Annotated in this window: 19 protein-coding genes and 1 pseudogene; 5 read left to right on the top strand and 15 right to left on the bottom strand. The window is 44.2% G+C overall.

Annotated elements, in window-relative coordinates:
- Positions 1-146: 146 nt before the first annotated feature.
- From ppsA to AAIH57_RS04470, 3 genes are all read right to left on the bottom strand, one after another.
- Positions 147-2,753: a phosphoenolpyruvate synthase gene (gene ppsA, locus AAIH57_RS04480; RefSeq protein ID WP_430020688.1), complete on the bottom strand. Its 2,607-nt coding sequence runs from the start codon at positions 2,751-2,753 to the stop codon at positions 147-149.
- 261 nt (positions 2,754-3,014) lie between these two features.
- Positions 3,015-3,746 carry a CPBP family intramembrane glutamic endopeptidase gene (locus AAIH57_RS04475; protein WP_430020687.1) on the bottom strand — a complete coding sequence of 244 codons (732 nt, stop codon included), beginning with the start codon at positions 3,744-3,746 and terminating at the stop codon, positions 3,015-3,017.
- 250 nt (positions 3,747-3,996) lie between these two features.
- Positions 3,997-4,935 (bottom strand): alpha/beta fold hydrolase, encoded by a 939-nt coding sequence (locus AAIH57_RS04470; RefSeq protein ID WP_430020686.1) that lies wholly within the window; start codon positions 4,933-4,935, stop codon positions 3,997-3,999.
- A 246-nt stretch (positions 4,936-5,181) separates the two neighbouring features.
- Here AAIH57_RS04470 and AAIH57_RS04465 point away from each other — a divergent pair, with 246 nt between their 5' ends.
- Positions 5,182-6,492 carry an erythromycin esterase family protein gene (locus tag AAIH57_RS04465; RefSeq protein WP_430020685.1) on the top strand — a complete coding sequence of 437 codons (1,311 nt, stop codon included), beginning with the start codon at positions 5,182-5,184 and terminating at the stop codon, positions 6,490-6,492.
- A gap of 170 nt (positions 6,493-6,662) precedes the next feature.
- Here the strand turns inward: AAIH57_RS04465 and AAIH57_RS04460 are convergent, their stop codons facing one another.
- On the bottom strand, positions 6,663-7,706 hold the full coding sequence (locus AAIH57_RS04460) for an NAD(P)-dependent alcohol dehydrogenase (protein ID WP_430020684.1): 1,044 nt from the start codon (positions 7,704-7,706) through the stop codon (positions 6,663-6,665).
- Between the two features lie 305 nt (positions 7,707-8,011).
- Between AAIH57_RS04460 and AAIH57_RS04455 the strand changes: the two genes are divergently transcribed.
- Positions 8,012-8,539: a GNAT family N-acetyltransferase gene (locus tag AAIH57_RS04455; RefSeq protein ID WP_430020683.1), complete on the top strand. Its 528-nt coding sequence runs from the start codon at positions 8,012-8,014 to the stop codon at positions 8,537-8,539.
- Between the two features lie 27 nt (positions 8,540-8,566).
- The gene (locus AAIH57_RS04450; protein WP_430020682.1) at positions 8,567-9,385 is read left to right on the top strand and encodes a MerR family transcriptional regulator; all 819 of its coding nucleotides are present in this window, start codon (positions 8,567-8,569) and stop codon (positions 9,383-9,385) included.
- A 135-nt stretch (positions 9,386-9,520) separates the two neighbouring features.
- Here AAIH57_RS04450 and AAIH57_RS04445 read toward each other — a convergent pair whose 3' ends face one another.
- The 3 genes from AAIH57_RS04445 to AAIH57_RS04435 form a co-directional block, all read right to left on the bottom strand.
- Positions 9,521-9,709, bottom strand: a complete 189-nt coding sequence (locus AAIH57_RS04445; protein ID WP_347380904.1) for a hypothetical protein — start codon at positions 9,707-9,709, stop codon at positions 9,521-9,523.
- 39 nt (positions 9,710-9,748) lie between these two features.
- Positions 9,749-9,976, bottom strand: coding sequence for a small acid-soluble spore protein Tlp (tlp, locus tag AAIH57_RS04440; protein ID WP_175394855.1), 228 nt, complete (start codon positions 9,974-9,976; stop codon positions 9,749-9,751).
- 87 nt (positions 9,977-10,063) lie between these two features.
- Entirely contained in the window at positions 10,064-10,900 is an 837-nt protein-coding gene (locus tag AAIH57_RS04435; RefSeq protein WP_430020681.1) for a helix-turn-helix domain-containing protein, read from the bottom strand.
- A 137-nt stretch (positions 10,901-11,037) separates the two neighbouring features.
- On the opposite strand from AAIH57_RS04435, the gene AAIH57_RS04430 reads away from it, so the two are divergent.
- Positions 11,038-12,135 (top strand): glycoside hydrolase family 88/105 protein, encoded by a 1,098-nt coding sequence (locus AAIH57_RS04430; protein ID WP_430020680.1) that lies wholly within the window; start codon positions 11,038-11,040, stop codon positions 12,133-12,135.
- A gap of 87 nt (positions 12,136-12,222) precedes the next feature.
- Here AAIH57_RS04430 and AAIH57_RS04425 read toward each other — a convergent pair whose 3' ends face one another.
- On the bottom strand, positions 12,223-13,143 hold the full coding sequence (locus tag AAIH57_RS04425; protein WP_430020679.1) for a DMT family transporter: 921 nt from the start codon (positions 13,141-13,143) through the stop codon (positions 12,223-12,225).
- A gap of 172 nt (positions 13,144-13,315) precedes the next feature.
- Here AAIH57_RS04425 and AAIH57_RS04420 point away from each other — a divergent pair, with 172 nt between their 5' ends.
- Complete coding sequence (locus AAIH57_RS04420) at positions 13,316-14,215, top strand: LysR family transcriptional regulator (protein WP_430020678.1); 900 nt, start codon at positions 13,316-13,318, stop codon at positions 14,213-14,215.
- A gap of 72 nt (positions 14,216-14,287) precedes the next feature.
- On the opposite strand, the gene AAIH57_RS04415 is transcribed toward AAIH57_RS04420, so the two are convergent.
- The 7 genes and pseudogenes from AAIH57_RS04415 to AAIH57_RS04385 form a co-directional block, all read right to left on the bottom strand.
- Complete coding sequence (locus AAIH57_RS04415; RefSeq protein WP_175394851.1) at positions 14,288-15,160, bottom strand: YitT family protein; 873 nt, start codon at positions 15,158-15,160, stop codon at positions 14,288-14,290.
- Between the two features lie 262 nt (positions 15,161-15,422).
- Positions 15,423-15,842, bottom strand: coding sequence for an arsenate reductase (thioredoxin) (arsC, locus tag AAIH57_RS04410; RefSeq protein ID WP_175394850.1), 420 nt, complete (start codon positions 15,840-15,842; stop codon positions 15,423-15,425).
- Positions 15,843-15,867: 25 nt separating this feature from the next.
- On the bottom strand, positions 15,868-17,163 hold the full coding sequence (locus tag AAIH57_RS04405) for an arsenic transporter (RefSeq protein ID WP_281366013.1): 1,296 nt from the start codon (positions 17,161-17,163) through the stop codon (positions 15,868-15,870).
- Between the two features lie 75 nt (positions 17,164-17,238).
- Positions 17,239-17,565, bottom strand: a complete 327-nt coding sequence (locus AAIH57_RS04400) for an ArsR/SmtB family transcription factor (RefSeq protein ID WP_175394848.1) — start codon at positions 17,563-17,565, stop codon at positions 17,239-17,241.
- A gap of 135 nt (positions 17,566-17,700) precedes the next feature.
- The gene (locus tag AAIH57_RS04395; protein ID WP_175394847.1) at positions 17,701-18,294 is read right to left on the bottom strand and encodes a YdeI/OmpD-associated family protein; all 594 of its coding nucleotides are present in this window, start codon (positions 18,292-18,294) and stop codon (positions 17,701-17,703) included.
- A 93-nt stretch (positions 18,295-18,387) separates the two neighbouring features.
- Positions 18,388-18,804 (bottom strand): annotated as a pseudogene (locus tag AAIH57_RS04390) (SRPBCC family protein).
- Complete coding sequence (locus tag AAIH57_RS04385; RefSeq protein WP_430020677.1) at positions 18,801-19,130, bottom strand: ArsR/SmtB family transcription factor; 330 nt, start codon at positions 19,128-19,130, stop codon at positions 18,801-18,803. Before AAIH57_RS04385 ends, AAIH57_RS04390 begins: the two are co-directional and overlap by 4 nt.
- Positions 19,131-19,419 lie beyond the last annotated feature (289 nt).

Genomic DNA, 19,419 nt, shown 5'->3' with positions numbered 1-19,419 from the left:
ATTCGCCAGCGTTGACCACTACCCGATCAAACTTATACTCCTGAAACAAAGAAAGCCGCTAAAATAGCGACTTTATGACCAGTATTACGGTTCCTCAACCACTGTCTGTTCTATATTTCTTAAGCTTTTGAGCTTTCAACTGACAGTTACAATACTTCGATATACCCTTCTGTTCCATGTACCCTAATGCGCTGCCCATCTTTGATCCGCTTGGTCGCATTCTCCACTCCGACAACTGCTGGCAGCCCATATTCCCTTGCAATAACCGCTCCATGTGTCATCAGTCCACCCACTTCGGTGACTAGGCCTTTGATAGATACAAACAATGGTGTCCAGCCAGGGTCAGTAAAGGAGGTGACTAATATATCTCCATCTTCCAGATCAGCACTTTCCATGTTTAAAATGACACGCGCTCTTCCTTCTATTACTCCGGAAGAAACAGGCAGACCTACAATCGCATTAGCTGGCAAATTTTCTCGTTTGTACTCACCTGTAATGATTTCACCATCAGACGTGATTACACGAGGTGGAGTGAGTCTTTCATAACGTTTGTATTCTTCTTTGCGTTCGTTGATGAAAGGGTAATCCAGTTTATTCGTACGTGTAACTTCATGAAGTTCTTCAATAGTAAGATAGTATATATCTTCTTTTTCATGAATAACGCCCGCTTGAACGAGTTGCTTGGCTTCTTTCAATAGAGCCTGCTTATAAACGAAGTAGCGATTAACCATGCCGTATTTGGGATATTCCCGATAACCGATGAAATTCCGGACAATGTCAATCATGCGTTTGGTTTCTTTGGCTTTTTGTTCACCATCCGGCAATTGCTTCAATCGGCCTATCAACTCTTGTTCCTTTTCCAAAGCTTCCTGGCGCCCTTGCTCAAATTTCCGTTTGCCTGCATTAGGCTCAAAGTTCTTGATGTTACCCAGAATCGTGGGGACAAGTGCAATTGGTTTTTCACTCCAGCGAGTTTTTGTAATATCGATTTCTCCGGAACATCGCATTCCGTATTTGCTGAGATAATCATAAATCGCGTTTTGGCTTTCCTTTCCTCCTTCAAACTTAAGCAGTTCATCCAGAAAGTGATCTTCTTTTGTATGCTGCAAATAATTAATGACTTCCGGATAAGGGCGAATCACATCCGCGACATCCAATAGTGCCAAACCCATTTCCGAAGTAATATTATTCGGTACAGATTGAGAAAGGGTATCTGCCGCGTTCTTTTCACCTAACCACTGGTTCATGTTTTCATTGATCCATGCTGTAGCATTTATAGCCGCCATAAACACTGCCGTACTTTGCGGGTCAAATAAGATTTTTTTTAATTGCTGGATATCTTCCAGAATAAAATCAATTAAATCAGATCCCGATTTTGTTTGGATATTTTGTTTTAACTCTTCTATCGATGTTTGACTATTATTAATGAGGTTAGGAACAATTGCCGGATCAATTTCGGGTTGTGGTTGAATACCAGCAGACATACCTTTAGGGCTTTTATTGGCGAACTGTTCCTTGTTGTCTGTTGGTAACAATTTTACAAAGTCTCGCTCTATGATCGTCATAAGTGCACCTTTTATGAGCGGATCGGATCCCAGATTATTTAATAAAACTTCTCTCCTTTCAGGCGAAGACAGTTGCTGTGTGATATCAACAAATAACCTTCCACCCGCTTTAAACCTGGGTCCAAAAGAGGTTAACTCGAATAAAGACATTCCAAGTGGTTTCATGGGATCCGTCATCATTTGTTGATGAGCGACAGATACGTAAACGTGATTTTCTTGATCATTCGCTTCAGGGATGGGATACAATGTCGTGATGGGCCGACTCTGCACAATATAAAACGTGTCATGGGCCAAACACCATTCGATATCCTGTGGGGAATCAAAATAAGCTTCAATCTGTCTTCCTATGCGTGCCAGTTCTAAAATTTGTTGATCCGTTAGCGATTGAGTCTTTTGCTGTTCAGGATCGATCAGCTGCGTCTCTGTTCCGCCCTCTTTTCGTCCATAGACAGCCAATTTTTTGGCTGCGATCGTCTTATCGACGATTTCCTTATCCCGCACTTTATAACCATCAGCAGATACCAAGCCGGAAACCAATGCTTCTCCAAGCCCATAACTGGCGTCAATGGATAACAGTTTTCGGTTGGACGTAATCGGATCAGCTGTAAACATAATTCCTGAAGCTTGCGGGAAGATCATCCTTTGAACAATAACAGACAAATAAACCTGGCTGTGGCCAAATCCATGTTGTATACGGTAGGTTACCGCACGATCCGTAAACAGGGATGCCCAACATTTGCTGATATGCTGCAAAATGGCTTCTTTGCCGATGATATTCAAGTAGGTGTCTTGTTGACCAGCAAAAGAGGCATGTGGTAAATCTTCAGCAGTTGCACTGGAACGCACGGCATAAGCATGCTCACCTCCAAATCGAGAGAGATAGTGACTAACTGCTTGCACAACGTCGGAAGGAATTTCCGAGTTCAAAATGATTTTCCGAATCTGCCTGCTGATTTGTCCAATTTGTTCTCGGTCTTCTGCTTTTAACAAGGTTAATTGACCCAGCAGAGCATGGTACATCGCGTTTTGTTTAATGGCTTTTTGATATGCCAATGTCGTTACACAAAATCCTTCAGGTACTTCGATCCCTTCCAATTTTGAGAGTTTCCCTAAATTTAACCCCTTCCCTCCAACGAGCCCAAGCTGTGTCTTTTCGATCTCCTGGAAACTGAGAACCAGAGAACTCATTCAACATCTCTCCTAGTATCAAATTTTTTAAAAAAATTCCTTTGACAAGATTTCACCGGCATGTTAAAATTAAATTATAAGATAGATTATCTATGTCTTCATACATATAGAAAGTCGTGAATTGATCATATCATCGTGCCTGTTTATATGCAATACAAAAGAACCTGAGCAATGTTGTCAGGTTCTTTTTTTATTGATATTCGTGATTATTAGGTCCAATAATGATTTCATTATCAATCTCAATTAACTTTTATTACATTGTTAATTTGAGCTAATCCCCTTCCAATCAGGCTTTGGATACAAATAGCTTAAGAAAATTCCGCCTAATGCAGATGGTAACAACACAAAGGCCGTGAATTGCATTGCTTTCATTCCTACTACCAATGCATAACCATGAATTGGTAGTAGGAGTTGGGTAAACGTCATGATAGCTGTGTGAAAACCGATCGTCACCCATACTGTTCCTGACACTGCTCGCAGATAGCCTAGGATTAGAGCAAATCCAGGTAAAAATTGAATTTGTTCTGAAGAATACATTGCCCCGATTCCCCAAGCAAACAATGAAAAGAGTACCGTTTGAATCATTACAACAGACCACTGTGGTAGGATCGTTTGCAGAAGTTTAAATATTATACCTCTAAATATAAGTTCCTCAGGTAGTGCCTCAATGAGAAAAACGGTAATCATGAGAAGCCCAGCACCTATTAGCATATTGCTAATGGAGGTGTTTAAAATGATGACATTGCTCCAGCCTAGAGTGATACAAAGAGTCACCCCCAACGTTGCGGGAATGAGCCAGATCAGAAAACCAGAAATAAATGAACTCAGTTTTGTTTTAAATGAACGATGTTCCCTCCATCCTAGGTTCTCCTTATTGCAATCCCCAACAATATACAGAGTCATCAATACCAGGAGAGTTATAGTTACACCCATGAGAAGGTGAAGTAATTGGCTATAGCCAGACTCCATATAACTTTGTTGGATTCTGTCCATTAGCCGCCAGAATAGCGAGGTTGACACAAGAATAATCATTATACTTATGATCACTCTCCGAAACCTACCTAGATGATCAATCACTGTTCGCTCCTCTCCCTACTTAAGAAGTTAGTGATTATATCTACGTTCATTATTAGGTGAACAATCAGGGATGAGTCAAATTGATTGTTGGCCAATATTTCTATCCAAACAAAAGGTTTAGAAATACGTGAATACTACATTTCACTCTAATCTCGAATCTTCATTCTCACTTGATGGAATCGTTAGAGTGCTGTTCTACAAAAACAGCAATCTTGGCGTTAACTTGATCCGGGTACTCCCCGTTAATTGCGTGTGAGGCATTGGGCCAGTTGATGATCTCGAGACCGGGAACATATGTAGTGCCGTTCCTCACCGCTTTTGCCGAATCATGCATGGTGCTGTTCTGTGCCATGAATGCCAGTACGGGTACTTCAATCTTCTGTAAATCGGAGGAGCTGAACAGATCCGGCGCCGGCAACTTGACCTTGAAGGTGCGCATTGCTGATTCAATTAATCTGGCAATCGGTTCACTGTCATCCGCTTTCGCCCCGCCGGAGATGTAGCTGAGCATTTTTTCGCGGATCCATTTGGGCATAAACGGAACAGATGCCGGGATGGAGGCAGCTATCATTTTTAAGGAAATAGGTGCAAAAACAAACACCGGGTCCAACAAACTGACCGAGGCCACCTTTTCCGGATAAAAGCGCACTACATTCATAGCCGTCCACCCGCCAATGGAGACGCCGACCAGATGCACTTTTTCCAGCTTTAAACGGGTAATTACTTCGTGCAGCCAGCGCGCTTGCTCCTTTTGATTTGCTATTATCTTCGTTTGCCGACTCATTCCCGCTTCTCCCAGCAAATCAAGTGCATACACCGGTCTTTCGCTCATTAATCCCCGTAGATTGGGTTCCCACATGGGCGTTGAAGAAGAACGTCCTGGTAATAATAACAACGGTTCTTTCTCCTGGTTAGCTTTATAGGTGAAGGTATAAACACGCACCGTACCAAACTCCGTTTCAACATCCTGGGTCAAAGCTGGCGTTGGGAGAAGGGCCATTGCCTCGTTATAAGCGGATTCGAATTCCACCTGATGTGTTGCGGAAATAAAACAACCCATCTTTGCTGCAGCGGTTCTGTTAGCTTCCGTGGTTGACTTTTTCATCTCTTCCCCCTCCCTGATCTAGAAAGAATGATCAGATTATTCGATAAGTTAAACCGCGTTTTTCCATATAACAAATTATGTTATCGAATTGGCCCTTAGTCTTTTTCCTTTTTTTCATTACCATCAAATCGGCAATAGGACGATGTCCTGTTCCTTCAATAAGATTCTAACTAAGAAAGCTTGAATTGGTTATTAAATGGACAAACCGGAAATAATTCATTCATATTGCCTTAGGAGGTTTATTTCATGGGTACCGATAATATTCAATCAGAGCAGAGCGCTTATTTGAAAGAACTGAATGCCTTATTTATCCCTTTGGATGGCATGGAGAATCTGGACCGCATGGTTAACGCGATCGGGGATGCAGATATTGTACTGCTCGGTGAAGCAAGCCATGGGACAGCTGACTTCTATCGATATCGCGCCGAGCTATCGAAGAAGCTAATTGCAAGCAAGGGATTCAACATCATCGGCGTGGAGGGTGATTGGCCCGCTGCTTATCGGTTGAACAGGTATGTGAAAGGAATGGCGGGATCCGATTCTTCGGCATCCGATGCACTGGGCGATTTTACCCGCTGGCCAACCTGGATGTGGGCGAATACGGATATTTGTGATTTTGCCGAGTGGCTGAAAGAGCATAATGCAGCCAATCATACTGAAAGCAGTGAACGTCCGAAGGTTGGATTTTATGGAATAGACATGTATTCGTTGTGGGAATCCATGGAGGCCATTATCGGTTATTTGGAGGAAACAAAGTCCCCCCAACTGGAACAGGCACGCCGTACATACGCCTGCTTCGATCCTTACAGCAAGGATCATCAGAGTTATGGCATCGCGGCAGGATTGCTTTCGGAGAGCTGTGAGAATGAAGTGGTTGAACTGCTGAAACAGATGCAGAACCGCCGCATGGCGCATCCAGGCAGTGAGGAAGAGCTGAATGCTGAGGTCAATATGTTGGTTACTTCCAGCTCCGAGGCCTACTACCGTACGATGGTCCGAGGCGGTCCGGAATCCTGGAATGTTCGGGACAAACATATGGTTGAATCGCTAAAGAGAATCATGGCCTATTATGGAAGATCTGCCAAAGCCATTGTCTGGGAGCACAATACGCATATTGGTGACGCCCGGGCAACCGATATGATACAGGATGGCATGGTGAATGTCGGTCAGCTGCTGCGAGAGGACCCGGAGCATCGGGTGTTTGCCGTTGGCTTCGGAACCTATCAGGGTGAGGTACTCGCGGGAAGAGCTTGGGGAGATCCTGTGGAGAAAATGATTGTTCCACCTGGACAGCCAGGAAGCTGGGAGGATTACATGCACCGGGCAGGTGAAGGACGGGACGGCATGGTTATGCTCTCCGATACATCCTCCGTCTTGCATAAGTCCATTGGCCACCGTGCGATCGGTGTGGTATATAATCCTGATCATGAGCGATATGGCAATTATGTACCTTCCAACATGGCGGATCGTTATGATGCGTTTATTCATATCGATCGGACCACCGCTCTTCAGCCACTGCCAGTGCATCAACCGGTTGCAACCGAAGCTTTATTTTAAACATAACGGATCTTGCTGAACATCTGTGGGTATCGCAGGCGGATTCCAACATAAAAGCAGCAGTCTCTGCATCGTTCAATCAAAACGGGAGACTGCTGCTTTTTATTGGACTATCGTTTTCCGGCAGTAAATGAGTAAAACATGGTCAGCTCCCTTTGTCGATCTCATATTCATTTTATAGGTTGGTCGAGTTCCTTCAGGCAAACGACGACTTTTCCTTTCACACGACCTTCACCAATATCACGAAGTGCCTGAGCTGCTTCACTTAAAGGGTACTGCCGATCAATGATCGGTGTGACCTGGCCTGATTCGACAAGTTCCTTCCAAACCATTTGATCTCCCTGATTCGGTTTATGGATAAGTAATGTAAATTTCTTTTTTTCAAGCCAAGATAAAAACGGGCTCCACAACAGATTCAGGAGAATGTGTGACATGGTGCCTCCAATCATCACATAGGTACCTCCCTTCGCCAATACGCGCCTCAAAGCAAAAGCAGAACGGTTTCCGACAACATCAACAATCAAATCATATCTTGATCCCGATGCAGTGAAGTCCTCTTTCGTATAATCCAGCACTCGGTCGGCCCCTATACCAAGCAGCATATCCAGCTTCGCGTCGCGATCCACCGCAGTTACTTCTGCTCCGTGTAATTTCGCATATTGAATTGCAAACGTTCCGACTCCCCCACCGGCTCCATTGATCAGAACTTGTTGTCCCCCTTGCAATTTCCCTTGATTACGCAGTCCCTGCAAAGCTAGAACCGCAGCTTGTGGGATGGCAGCTGCTTGCACAAAGCTGATTCCTGCTGGTTTGGTTGTCAACGCATCCTCTCTGGCACATACATATTCCGCAAACCCGCCCCAGCCGGAGCCGGATAGATCCCCGAACACCTCGTCTCCGGGCTTAAATTGTTTGGCAGCTGCTCCAACCGCGATTACCCGTCCTGCAATGTCTGCACCGAGAATACGATAACGTGGTTTCCGCATTGCACCGAGCCGGTTGACGAACGGTTTTCCGCGAAGGAGATCCCAATCCCAGGAGTTAACCGATGCGGCATGGACTTCAATTAACACTTCATCGTCCTTTGGTGCAGGAATGTCCACCTCTTCTATTCGTAGGACATCGGGTGTTCCGTATGTGTCATAGACCATTGCTCGCATTGCTTTTGTATTCCGTTCACCGGGTGTTTCCGTGTTATCCATTCGTTCTCTCACGGGCATTCTCCATTCGATAGACTTATGTGTATCGATATCCTGTAACCCTGACGCAAGAAAGTCGTATCGTTCAGAATTTCTCGTGCAGTTTATGACCAAGCTGCAGCAGATTGTTCAGACCTTCAAACAACTGATACGTTGAGCATTTTTTGTAGTTTCATTTTAAAGTTGAAAATACCGAATTAATGTATAGATTCAAATTATTCCTTTTAGAACTCTTATTTCACCCCACTTGACTCTGGTATCATACCAGGGTTTATCGTGATCCATATCGAAATATGGTTTTTCACGAATCAGGGGGAACAATGATGATTAATAATCGGTTTGATCAAGTATTTGAAATTTTGAAGCAATCTTTTCCCGAATCAGAATATCGGGAATACGCCGAACAGAAGAAGCTGTTATCCAATCCGCTTTATCGACTTCTTACTGAGGAGAACGGGCAAAATGAAGTGATTGGTTTTCTCGCAGGTTGGGAGTTCGAGACCTTCAGGTACGTTGAAAATGTAGCAGTCTCTCCATCCATTCGTGGAAGTGGCATCGGAAAGCAGATCATGGAGCGTTTCATGAAAGAGTCCGACATGCCAGTTATTCTGGAAGTCGAATTGCCCGATGATGACCTGAGACGAAGAAGAATCGGTTTCTACGAGCGTTTGGGATTCCGCCTGGAAGATTATACTTATGTTCAGCCGGCACTCCGTGCAGGACAGCCCGCCATGCCACTGCAGATCATGAGTTATCCAAAAGGTTTGACCTCAAGTGAATTTGAAATGGTGAGAAAGGTATTGTATAAGGAAGTGTACGGCATACCAACCTCTTACGCATACGCATAAAATAGATATATGCAGGAAAGGAAACTAATGAAGAACGATTACAAAATTAATGAAATTTCCAAGCTCTATGGAATAGGTGTCGACTCGCTGCGTTATTATGAAAAACTGGGATTGCTGGTCCCTCGTCGAGATTGCAACGGATACCGTCTGTATAGTCTTCATGATATGTACAAATTAAATATCATCCGTGACCTGCGTCAGCTGGATTTTACGATGCAGCAGATCAAAGCATACCTCGATCAACAAAGTGTTGAAAACACACTCGAATTGTTATACAAGGAACAAGAACTGATTCAGGAACAGGTTGCAAAGCTTGAAACTACGCAACGTATCATTCAAGGCAGAATCAAGGTACTGACCGAAGCAATGCTTATCAAGACGGGTGTTTTCTCCATCAAAACATACTCTGAACGACCTTGTTTGCAATTAAATACACGCATAACGAGGGATGAGGAGATGGATTATGCCATTAAGAAGCTGCATCAGAAGCATAAAGGCCACATCCTGGATTTTGGCAATCAATTGTATGGGGCATCCGTCTCGCTTGAGGAGCTGAATCATGGCTTAAGGGATGTTTTTAACTCCGTCTTCTTTATTTTTGATTCTGATGGAGCCGGACTGATCGACCCCGATTACAGCCTGCCGGCTGGGGATTATCTATCGCTCTACTATCGTGGAGATTATCGTCAAAGTCATGAGAAAATGCTGGATGTCGTCGCGTATGCAGGTGAACATGGATTTCGGCTGTTGGGAGACCCGTTCGAAATTTATGAAATAGATAATCGAGATACCATCATTACCGATCAATTTCTGACCGAAATCCAGGTGAGGGTTGCCATGGAATAAGAAATCGTCGGATAATTTTCAAAAGAAACGAATAAACTGACGTTTTAATAAACAATAGTATTTGTGGGTGAAAATAAAACGAATAAGCCGATCCATAGAAAGGATCAGCTTATTCGTGAATTGGGTTGGTTAGGATCAGGCGCGCTTATTCTCAACCGATTTCATGCGGTTTTGATCGTCGTCCTGTCGGTCATGGCTGAATTCTTGGCCAGCTTCCACTTCACCCTGTCCAGATACACTACGGGCAAAATTGGTGAACTGCCTTTTGTGCTCATCCTGCTCGTGTTTTTGCTTCAGAAGCTCCTGTGGATCCTGATTCGTCATATGGTTGATCCTCCTACAAAATCAAAATAAGTCTCCACATTATGAGTTTTGCTGATGTCTGGATTCATCTTGGATTTCTTCACGGAATCCGGAAATGCTATGTTTACGGCGTTCGTTTTTCTCTTCGATTTGACCTTTTTCCCGTGCTGGAATCTCATCTCCAAATTCCTCGAGATAGTCTTCCGCTTCCCGGTAATTTTCTATCGTGTTCTGAACCGCGTTTTGCAAATGTTCAACGTTGTCCTCACGGTTATCCGGTTTGCTCATACATGTCACCTCCCCAAATATGGAATCAGTGCTGTTTATTCGCACTACAGAAGTGTTCCAAAAGAGAGCAGTGCTTATGCATGAAAATCATTCTCCTTTCCTTCTATAATGTAATGGAGAATGACCCGTAACGACTTTGAACACTCGGCCAAAATGCGTTACGCTTCCGAATCCCACCTTTCTCGCAATCAAATTCACTTTCAGGCTGGAACTCTCGAGCTGTTTTTTGGCTTCCTTGATCCGAACACTATTCACGTACTCCACAAAGGCAAATCCCGTCGCCTCTTTGAAGGATCGACTCAAATAATATGGACTAATAAAGAACCTGTCCGCAAGCAAATGAAGGGATAGTTCCTCCATGTAATGTTCGTTAATATAACGGACAATCTCTGATATTCGTTCATGCATGGGACTTGGTGATGCCAGCGGTTCCGCATCATGCTGCCTGAATTGTCTGCAGCACTTGATAAGCAGCTGCACGGCGAGCGTCTGGGCAAACAACTCAAAGCCGCTACCGCGCTCCTGCATTTCCTGAATAATCGCCCTGGATTGCGTTTCAATCAGCTGCCGATTGCGCAAGGAATCCTTTAATATCAGATAATCTCGCTCCAGCATAGGCTGAAGTGCTCCCCGATGAGAACCATCCAGCGAAAAATACTGTTCATGCATGTTAATAATGAGCCGCTCATGCTTTGGGCGTTCCGCATTGGTTGTACGGTGCAGAATATTAGGGGCGATGATGACGACATCGCCTTCGTTAATGGTAATCGTCCGGTCTTGAATGAAAAATTCCCGCTTGCCCGACATCAGAATATAAATTTCGTAAGTGCTGTGAAAATGGCTAACCGGCATGTGATGGCTTAATGCTTTCCGGTGGGATACCAAAAAAGTGCCCGCATGATTCTCGTAATATAGATTCCCCATTTTACTGAATGCCCCTTCCATCTCGTCCCTGTTGTTTATTATATCGCAAGAAATAAGAAGAAATGGATAGATTCCGCAAAGAATGTACATATCCCGATGGTAAAATGGAGATACAACCAACCAAGGAGGAAGGATACATGCAAACCACCTCATCAATCACGACCCCGATTCAATGGGCATTAAAAGCCTGCGAAGCGTTAATGGACAAATTTGAGCCGGAGAATCTTCCACCGGATCGATTTCATTACCATCAGGGTGTCTTTCTGTCCGGCATGGAAAAATGCTGGCGGCAGACCGGAGAACAAAAGCTGTACGACTACATCAAAGGATGGGTTGATAGTCAAATTCTCGAGGATGGCAGCATCAAAAAGTTTAAATCCGATGAGTTAGACGACATACAACCTGGTGTGCTTCTCTTCACGCTCTACGAGCAGACGGGAGATGAACGGTACAAAAAAGCTCTGCACACCCTGGTACCTCTGCTGAAATCTTGGCCGACGAATTCCTCCGGCGGATTCTGGCACAAGGGACACTATCCGAATCAAATGTGGCTGGACGGTTTATATATGGCTGGACCCATTGCCGTACAATTTGCCAAAACATTTGGTGAGAGCGATTACATCGACATGATGGTCTTTCAGGCACTGCTTATGGAAAAACATACAAAAGACCCTGCCACTGGCTTGCTGTACCACGGTTGGGACGAAACCAAGGAAGCCAAATGGGCTGACCCTGTAACGGGTCTCGCTCCGGAATTCTGGGGCCGCGCCATCGGCTGGTATCCTGTCGCTTTGCTTGAAATGTTTGAATACATGCCAGAGGATCATCCCGATAAAGCCAAACTCGTGACCATTGTACAGGATCTGCTGATCGCACTGACGAACTACCAGGATCCCACCACCGGATTATGGTATCAAGTCGTCGACAAAGGAGATCACCCGGATAACTGGCACGAAAACTCCTGCACGGCATTGTTTGCTCACTCCATTGCCAAGGCGGTTCGGTTCGGCTATCTGGACGCTCAATATTTGAAGTATGCCTGGAAAGGTTACCACGGAGTTATTGATACACTGAAGTTCGATGAGAATGGTAACGTTGTGATCGGCAACATTTGTATCGGAACGGGAATTGGCGATTATGACCACTATATCGCACGCCCAACCAGCGAGAATGACCTGCATGGAGCAGGAGCCTTTATTCTCATGTGTGTGGAGATGAATCTGGCAGCAAAATAGGTTAGTACCAAAAAAGACAGGGATACTCGTCCCTGTCTTTTTGATTTTCCCTGCTTTTCGTCCGAGGAATATGGGAAGTGTTCCTTATTAAACGGTTCGGCCCGTTCGCTTCCAAAACGTTTTGGTTCTCCCTTTCTTGGCCATGAGGTTTGCCGACAACAGCATCCCCATAATGACGATTACACCGCCGACGATCTGGGAGATCAGCAATTCCTGACCAGACATTACAGAGAGAATCGCGGTGAAAATGGGCATCAAATTCATCGTGATACTGGCTTTGCCTGGCCCGAGTTCCTTGACTCCCTGGTTCCAGAATAGAAATGACCCGATGGAAGGAAATAATCCTAAATAAAGGATACCTGTAATACCAAAAGAAGTGACGTGCTCGATATGCAGCGGCTGCAGGAACAACAGTGGAGTCATGCAAACGACGCCTATAAAAGCAGTAAAGGCTACAAATGTAATCGGCGGAAGATGCTGCGCTCTTTTGCCGACAATGGAATAGATAGCCCACAGAAATACTGCGAGCAGCATGATGCCGTCTCCCTGATTGTAGTGTGTGCTGAATATCCCGAGCAAATGTCCTTTCGTTAATACCGTCAGTACGCCCAGGAAGGACAATACCAACCCCGCACCCTGCCATCTAGTAATTTTATCTTTGAGAAATAATAGGGACAATACAATCATCACGGCTGGAGTTAAACTGTTAATCAAGCTGCCATTCGTAGACGACGTGTGTTGGAGAGCCGTGTATGTGAGAAGTGTGTAGGCCACAACGCCCACCAGTGACAAGAATAGCAGAACGCCCCAATTGTTTTTCCATACCTTCAGCCATTTTGGCTTCTCTACCAACTGCGCAAGTGGAATCAACACAATAGCCGCAATCAGCCATCGCAAGAAGGATGCCCAGATCGGCGGAAAGTCAGACGTCACCGCTTTGCCAAACATCAGGTTTCCCGCCCAAAACAAATTTGCCAATATTAAAAATAGCCAGGCTTTTGCTTTCATCACAATCAAACTCCTATCCACTTTGATTCCAGATCCCTTTACCCTATGGGCATGTTTGAGATTCCGGTAAGTTTCACTTCTGGTTTCTTTTCTGTTTTCTTATAAACATGATACAATACGCTTATCTATAAATAAAATGAATATAATTCATGAAGGAGATACCAAATTTGATATGAACAAATCACTTCTGCAGTTGATCGTCACGATATCGGAGACCCGCAGCTTTACGATGGCCAGCGAGAAAATGAATATGACGCAGCCGGCTGTCAGCCGTGCCGTTACTACTCTGGAACGTGAACTCGGGGTTACGCTGCTTATTCGGGACCGACGGCGTGGTGTTGAGCTAACACCAATCGGAGAACGGATCGTCCGAATTTTCCGGGAAATCCTTCAAGGTTATGAGAAAATCGATCAGGAAATCGCGAGCGAAAAGGGATTGGAGACTGGTTGCGTCCGTATTGGCGCTTTCCCGGTAGCCTCGTCCTACTTTGTCCCAAAACTGATCCGTCACATTAAGCGACAATATCCCAATCTGGAATTCAGCATTGTGGAAGGTACCATTGCAGAGGTACAGGAATGGTTGGATAATCGGCAGATCGATGTGGGTCTGCTCATCCCGTCGGATGAAACGACCGATTCATTCCCTATTTACCGGGAAGGCATATATGCGGTCATGAGAGATGATCATCCATTAGTCGAGAAGACCATTATTAGTCCTGAAGATTTGCGTGAGGAACCCATGCTGCTCTGGAAAGCTGGATATGAGCCCCCCGTTCTGAAGTGGTTCGAAAGTGCGGGAGTGACGCCAAAAGTGGAATACATCCTCTATAATTACAGAACATCGCTTCAAATGATTCTTGCCGGTGAAGGGTCGGCGGTAATGTCGGAGTTGTCTCTCCTGGACCTTCCACAGGGTATTTCGCTGAAACGCCTGTCACCGGAAGCCTACCGGGACATTCATATTGCAACCGGTCCCGAGAAAGATTGTACGATAGCGGTAAAAACCTTTGTTGAGGCTGCTCGAACTCTGTTTCCTTTTCAAACGGATCGTGAACCTTTGATTGACGTTTAAGAACATAAAAAAAGCCGCTGCAATAGCGACTTGTTGAACCTATGTTCTTGTCTGTCCATCATTTTTAAGTAATTAGTGAATGTCTTTCTTTTTGAAGCTACCACCCTTAACTTCTGCTACATCGTAAACGACAACAAAAGCATTCGGGTCTATTTCGTGAATAATTTCTTTTATTTTGCTCTCTTCCATACGGTTAATTACACAAGTGATTTCTTTGAACTGTTCATTGGAGTAACCGCCATAAGCATCGGTATAGGTTGCTCCACGGCCTAATCGGTCACGAATGGTTTCGACCATGATTTCGGGTTGATTCGTGATGATTTTAAACGTTTTGGAGCCGCTCAAGCCTTCTTCAACGATATGAATGACTTTGGAAGCAATAAAATAAGCAAGTGCAGACAGGATCGCCCCTTGCAGACCAAATACGGTCGAAACGACAATAAAGACAAACATATTTAAGAATAAGATTAGATCACTTGTTCCAAACGGAACTTTACGTGAAAGCAGTACAGCTAACATATCTATCCCATCCAATGCCCCGCCGTTACGCAATGCCAAACCCATACCAAAACCGATGATAATCCCGCCGACGACCGTAACCAGCAATGTGTCCCCTTCAATAATTGTAGGCACATGGTGCATAAGACTGGTGCTTACCGCCAGTGAGGCAATACCGATAATCGAGTAGAAAGCAAAGCTTTTACCTATTTGCTTATATCCCAGCCAAACAAAGGGAATGTTAATTACACCAATCAGTATCCCTAATGGCAATCCGAACAGTTGTGAACCAACGATACTCAGACCTGTCACACCGCCGTCTGAGACGTTATTCGGGATCAATACGGCTTCTAGACCATAGGCAGTAATACATGCCCCGATGATAATCAATAATACTTTTGAGAAAATCCGCGCTTTATTCGATTTTTGTTTTTTCCTTTGATGCATTCATTTTCCCCCTTGGACAAGAACTCATAAAATACAGTCTATAATAATTATCACCGTTTTGACAAATTTTTCGCCGCATGAAGAACATTTTCCTTTGCCTTGATCCTTCTGTACTGTTTCGTCAAACGAAAAGAATTTTATACTATAAGACTTCCAAATCCTGCATTCATAACAGAAAAAAAGCCGCTAAAATAGCGGCTTATCATTGCTTTCAAATCTGATGCTTCATTTGAAAAATCCAACACATAAACAAGCCGTCACCTTATTTGCCGGTTTCAGCAAAGGTTTTAATCCGTTCTCCAATCTGGTCACGTACCCTTTGGAAAACGGTCCATTTCTGTTCATCAGTGCCTTGTGCTTTTGCAGGGTCATCGAATCCCCAGTGTTCCCGCTTCACTTGTGGAGGAGTCATTGGACATTTATCTGCTGCGTCCCCACATAGGGTAACGACGAAATCTGCGTTGTTCAGCAATTCGGAGTCAATCATGTCTGAAGTTTGACTGGAAATATCCAGGCCAACTTCCTTCATGGCTGCTACCGCTTTGGGATTTAGACCATGTGCCTCGATACCTGCACTATAAATGTTCCATTCGTCACTAAGGTATTTCTTGGCCCAGCCTTCGGCCATTTGGCTCCGGCAAGAGTTACCTGTACATAGAAAGTAAAGTGTTTTTTTGGTCATATTCATCGTCTCCTCGTAGTTTGAATTAGATAATACTTAACCACAGATACAGTCCCACTAGCGTAATAAACAGAGTTGGTACCGTTATAATGATGCCTGTCTTAAAGTAAGTGCCCCACGAGATTTTGACACCTTTGGTGCTAAGCACATGAAGCCAGAGCAGGGTCGCAAGTGAACCAATCGGGGTAATCTTTGGACCTAAGTCCGATCCAATGATATTGGCATAGATGAGCGCCTCCCGAACAGTCCCCGTAGCCGTTGTTGCATCAATGGCTAGAGCATCAATCAACACGGTAGGCATATTGTTCATCAGGGATGAAATAATTGCAGCAATAAAACCCATCCCAAGGGTTGCAGCAAACAATCCCTGATCGGCCACAGCCTGGATCGCTACGGCCAGCAGATCCGTCAGACCAACATTACGCAGGCCATAGATGACAACATACATACCGATTGAAAAGAATACGATGGCCCAAGGTGCTTCCTTCACGACCGATGTGGTCGGTACAGCAGAACTTCGGGAAGCCATGAACAGGAAGAACATTGCAACAACACCCGCAATAAGGGATACAGGAAGTCCTATAAATTCACTCGCGAAGTATCCTATAAGCAGAACGCTCAAGACCACCCACGACAACCGAAACATCTTCATATCCTTGATGGCCGTTACGGGAGCTTTCAATTCGCTGGCATCAAAGCGTTTCGGAATACTTTTTCTGAAAAAGAGATACAGCACGCCTATACTTGCAACCAGTGAGAACAGATTCGGAATGAACATTTTCCCTGCGTACTCCATAAAGGTAATACCAAAGAAATCAGCAGAGACAATGTTGACCAGGTTACTTACAACAAGTGGCAAGGATGTCGAATCTGCAATAAATCCGCTGGCGATGATAAATGGGAATACTTTTTTCTCATCAAAGTGAAGTGCTCTAACCATAGCCAGAACTATCGGCGTCAGAATCAACGCTCCTCCGTCGTTGGCAAAGAAAGCGGAAACGATCGCTCCCAGAATCGATACGTATACAAACATTCGGACACCGTTGCCATGTGACGCCTTCGCCATATGTAAAGCAGCCCACTCAAAAAATCCAATCCGATCCAGAATCAACGAAATCAGAATGATTGCAACAAAAGCAAGTGTGGCGTTCCAGACGATTTGTGTAACATCCCATACATCCTTGAAAGTGACTACACCCACAAGTAAAGCGAGAATCGCTCCACCGCAAGCAGACCAACCAATGGACAGGTTTCTAGGTTGCCAAATGACAAGAACTAGGGTTATCAAAAATATAGTGCTCGCAAGAAGCGTAGCAAACAAACACATACACCCCCTATCCGTTTATTATCTTTTATATTTGTATATAATAATATACTTATATATTGTGCAGAAAAATTATTTACACCCTGATGAAATGCCCTCTTTATTTAAAGACTTAAGAATGGCTGCCGAGTCTGGCATAAATTCCAAAACGGACTTAATGTAAGGAGTTTCCTCTACATTCAAAGCGTAATATACCCATTGTCCCCGTTTGCTCTCTTTAACCAGGCCTTGATCCTTTAACTTACGCAAATGTTGACTGATTCCAGGTTGAGACATGCCCAGAATGTCAACAAATTCACATACGCACCATTCACGTTCTTGGAGGAGTGATAATATCGTTAGACGTGTTTTATCGCCCAGCAATTTTAGCTTATCAGATGCTTCTTGAATAGAATTCATCACATGTTCTCCTCTCTGCATATAAGTGCATGCTTATATTATAATACCAAAATGACAAAGTCAATGTTGTGCACAAGAAAGTAAAAATAGAGCGAGGGCTCAAGGCTGAACCATCGCTTCTCTGCTGTTTCACATCTAGTCATTTAATCCTTTCCCATCAAGGATATGAGGGATATATTTTTCGACTCTTGACTCACGAGTTTTGGATTGTTTGGGTGAAGAAAAATGCATGATATAGGCTCGTTGCCGCCCCGGCGTCAATCCCTCAAAAGCCGTTTTCAAGTCAGGGATTTCTACGAATTTATTAGCCAGCTCTTCAGGAATGGTGAATTCCGAGTGCTTTTTAAATTCCACTTCCAGACCGGATTTCTCAACTTCAACGGCTTCATCAATATAAGCCTTGATCATCAGCTGCATTTCATCTATCGTTTGAACATTGGTGAACCGAATCTGCCTGGCTGCCTGAACATTCTCCGTTTGTTGAATCAGGATTCCGTGCGGATCCTTCAACAAGGCTCCTTTATGAAACAGCAGTGCACAGTAATCCTTGAAACCATGAATTAAAACGATGTTTTTGTTGTCATATGTATAACAGGGATGCATCCACTTGAACTCCTCCGTCAGTCCGCAGTCAAGTACGATCTCACGCAACAGCTCGAATTCTTCTTTCCAGTTCTTAAGCTTGTTAAAATAAGGATCAATCTTCGTATTTCTTTCACCTTTCAACATAAAATTACCCCCTGATACTTTTGGTTATAATCCATGGTTCAGAATAAAGGACAAGCATAAGCTTAAAAATATATGCTTATCCTCCATTTTCAATTAGGCCAAGATCTTTTCAAGCTCGTCGCACCATTTACTCCAGCCATACTTAGCTCCACCCAGTGCCTGAGCGTTAGAGATTCCAGTTTGTTCGAGGTGAAGGTTAACCTTTCCATCTCCTAGGTCCTGTAGTGTGCAGGTAATCGTATGCTTCTCACCGCTCTCCCAAGTATAGGATAACCGGTGAGGTTCGTCCACGATCAGTACTTCACCTTCAATAATTCCACTTCCAGTACTCCGTAGCCTGCGTGCGGAATTGAAAACGATGTCCAACGACCGGTTTAAAATCATTAACCATTCCTTGACCGGTATGGATGTTGGCCACCCATTTGGCAAGCTTGTTTGAATCAGTTAAGGCTGACCACAGCTTCTCGACCGATGTCTTATATGATAATCCAATTCCAATGTTAAACTCATTCTTCTTCCTCCTCTAATAGTTGGTCCAAGCGCATCATATTTATACTCCAGAACTTGCTGTAAAAAGCCAACCAATTTTCAACTTCTCTAAGTGGAGAGGCGTTTAGCCTAAACCGCGTTTCTCTGCCGACCTTTCGATCAACAACCAGACCAGCCTCTTTCAGGATGTTCAAATGCTTGGATACCGCTGTCCGGCCCATGGACAACCGTGCCGTTAATTCATGAAGCGGTACTTCGTCTGCTTGAGCTAACAGCTGCATAAGTTGGCGCCTGGTTGGATCGGCTATGGCGACAAAAACATCTCGTGATTGCTTGTTCTCGCTCATACCACTCTTCCAATCTTCACTATGGATAACTATGGATGGTGATCCGGAGGGACAATTGTTGATCTCCTGCCTCTCTATAGCTTGCGGCTTTTTGGTCGCAGCGCCCAAGATGCAATATTTAGAGCAGCATAGCCGCTGCTACCTTTTCTCAATTGGACACCATTTAGTGTCGATTTGATTATATGAAACCTATCGGTGTCATGTCAATAAAGTTTTAAGTACACTTTTCCAAAATTTTCTGCACTTCGAAATAATGAGAATAAAAAACACCTCTTATGAGGTGTAATGT

This window comes from Paenibacillus sp. MABNR03, from assembly GCF_050455445.1.
In the GTDB taxonomy this organism is placed as follows: domain Bacteria; phylum Bacillota; class Bacilli; order Paenibacillales; family Paenibacillaceae; genus Paenibacillus; species Paenibacillus xylanilyticus.
This window is presented reverse-complemented; position numbering and strand designations above follow the sequence as displayed.

Bases quoted from the DNA above. Each gene is read 5' to 3' on its own strand.
- ppsA (WP_430020688.1), bottom strand. From the start codon at position 2,753: ATGAGTTCTCTGGTTCTCAGTTTCCAGGAGATCGAAAAGACACAGCTT.
- AAIH57_RS04475 (WP_430020687.1), bottom strand. From the start codon at position 3,746: ATGGACAGAATCCAACAAAGTTATATGGAGTCTGGCTATAGCCAATTA.
- AAIH57_RS04470 (WP_430020686.1), bottom strand. From the start codon at position 4,935: ATGAAAAAGTCAACCACGGAAGCTAACAGAACCGCTGCAGCAAAGATG.
- AAIH57_RS04465 (WP_430020685.1), top strand. From the start codon at position 5,182: ATGGGTACCGATAATATTCAATCAGAGCAGAGCGCTTATTTGAAAGAA.
- AAIH57_RS04455 (WP_430020683.1), top strand. From the start codon at position 8,012: ATGATGATTAATAATCGGTTTGATCAAGTATTTGAAATTTTGAAGCAA.
- AAIH57_RS04450 (WP_430020682.1), top strand. From the start codon at position 8,567: ATGAAGAACGATTACAAAATTAATGAAATTTCCAAGCTCTATGGAATA.
- AAIH57_RS04445 (WP_347380904.1), bottom strand. From the start codon at position 9,709: ATGACGAATCAGGATCCACAGGAGCTTCTGAAGCAAAAACACGAGCAG.
- tlp (WP_175394855.1), bottom strand. From the start codon at position 9,976: ATGAGCAAACCGGATAACCGTGAGGACAACGTTGAACATTTGCAAAAC.
- AAIH57_RS04435 (WP_430020681.1), bottom strand. From the start codon at position 10,900: ATGGGGAATCTATATTACGAGAATCATGCGGGCACTTTTTTGGTATCC.
- AAIH57_RS04430 (WP_430020680.1), top strand. From the start codon at position 11,038: ATGCAAACCACCTCATCAATCACGACCCCGATTCAATGGGCATTAAAA.
- AAIH57_RS04425 (WP_430020679.1), bottom strand. From the start codon at position 13,143: ATGAAAGCAAAAGCCTGGCTATTTTTAATATTGGCAAATTTGTTTTGG.
- AAIH57_RS04420 (WP_430020678.1), top strand. From the start codon at position 13,316: ATGAACAAATCACTTCTGCAGTTGATCGTCACGATATCGGAGACCCGC.
- AAIH57_RS04415 (WP_175394851.1), bottom strand. From the start codon at position 15,160: ATGCATCAAAGGAAAAAACAAAAATCGAATAAAGCGCGGATTTTCTCA.
- arsC (WP_175394850.1), bottom strand. From the start codon at position 15,842: ATGACCAAAAAAACACTTTACTTTCTATGTACAGGTAACTCTTGCCGG.
- AAIH57_RS04400 (WP_175394848.1), bottom strand. From the start codon at position 17,565: ATGAATTCTATTCAAGAAGCATCTGATAAGCTAAAATTGCTGGGCGAT.
- AAIH57_RS04395 (WP_175394847.1), bottom strand. From the start codon at position 18,294: ATGTTGAAAGGTGAAAGAAATACGAAGATTGATCCTTATTTTAACAAG.
- AAIH57_RS04385 (WP_430020677.1), bottom strand. From the start codon at position 19,130: ATGAGCGAGAACAAGCAATCACGAGATGTTTTTGTCGCCATAGCCGAT.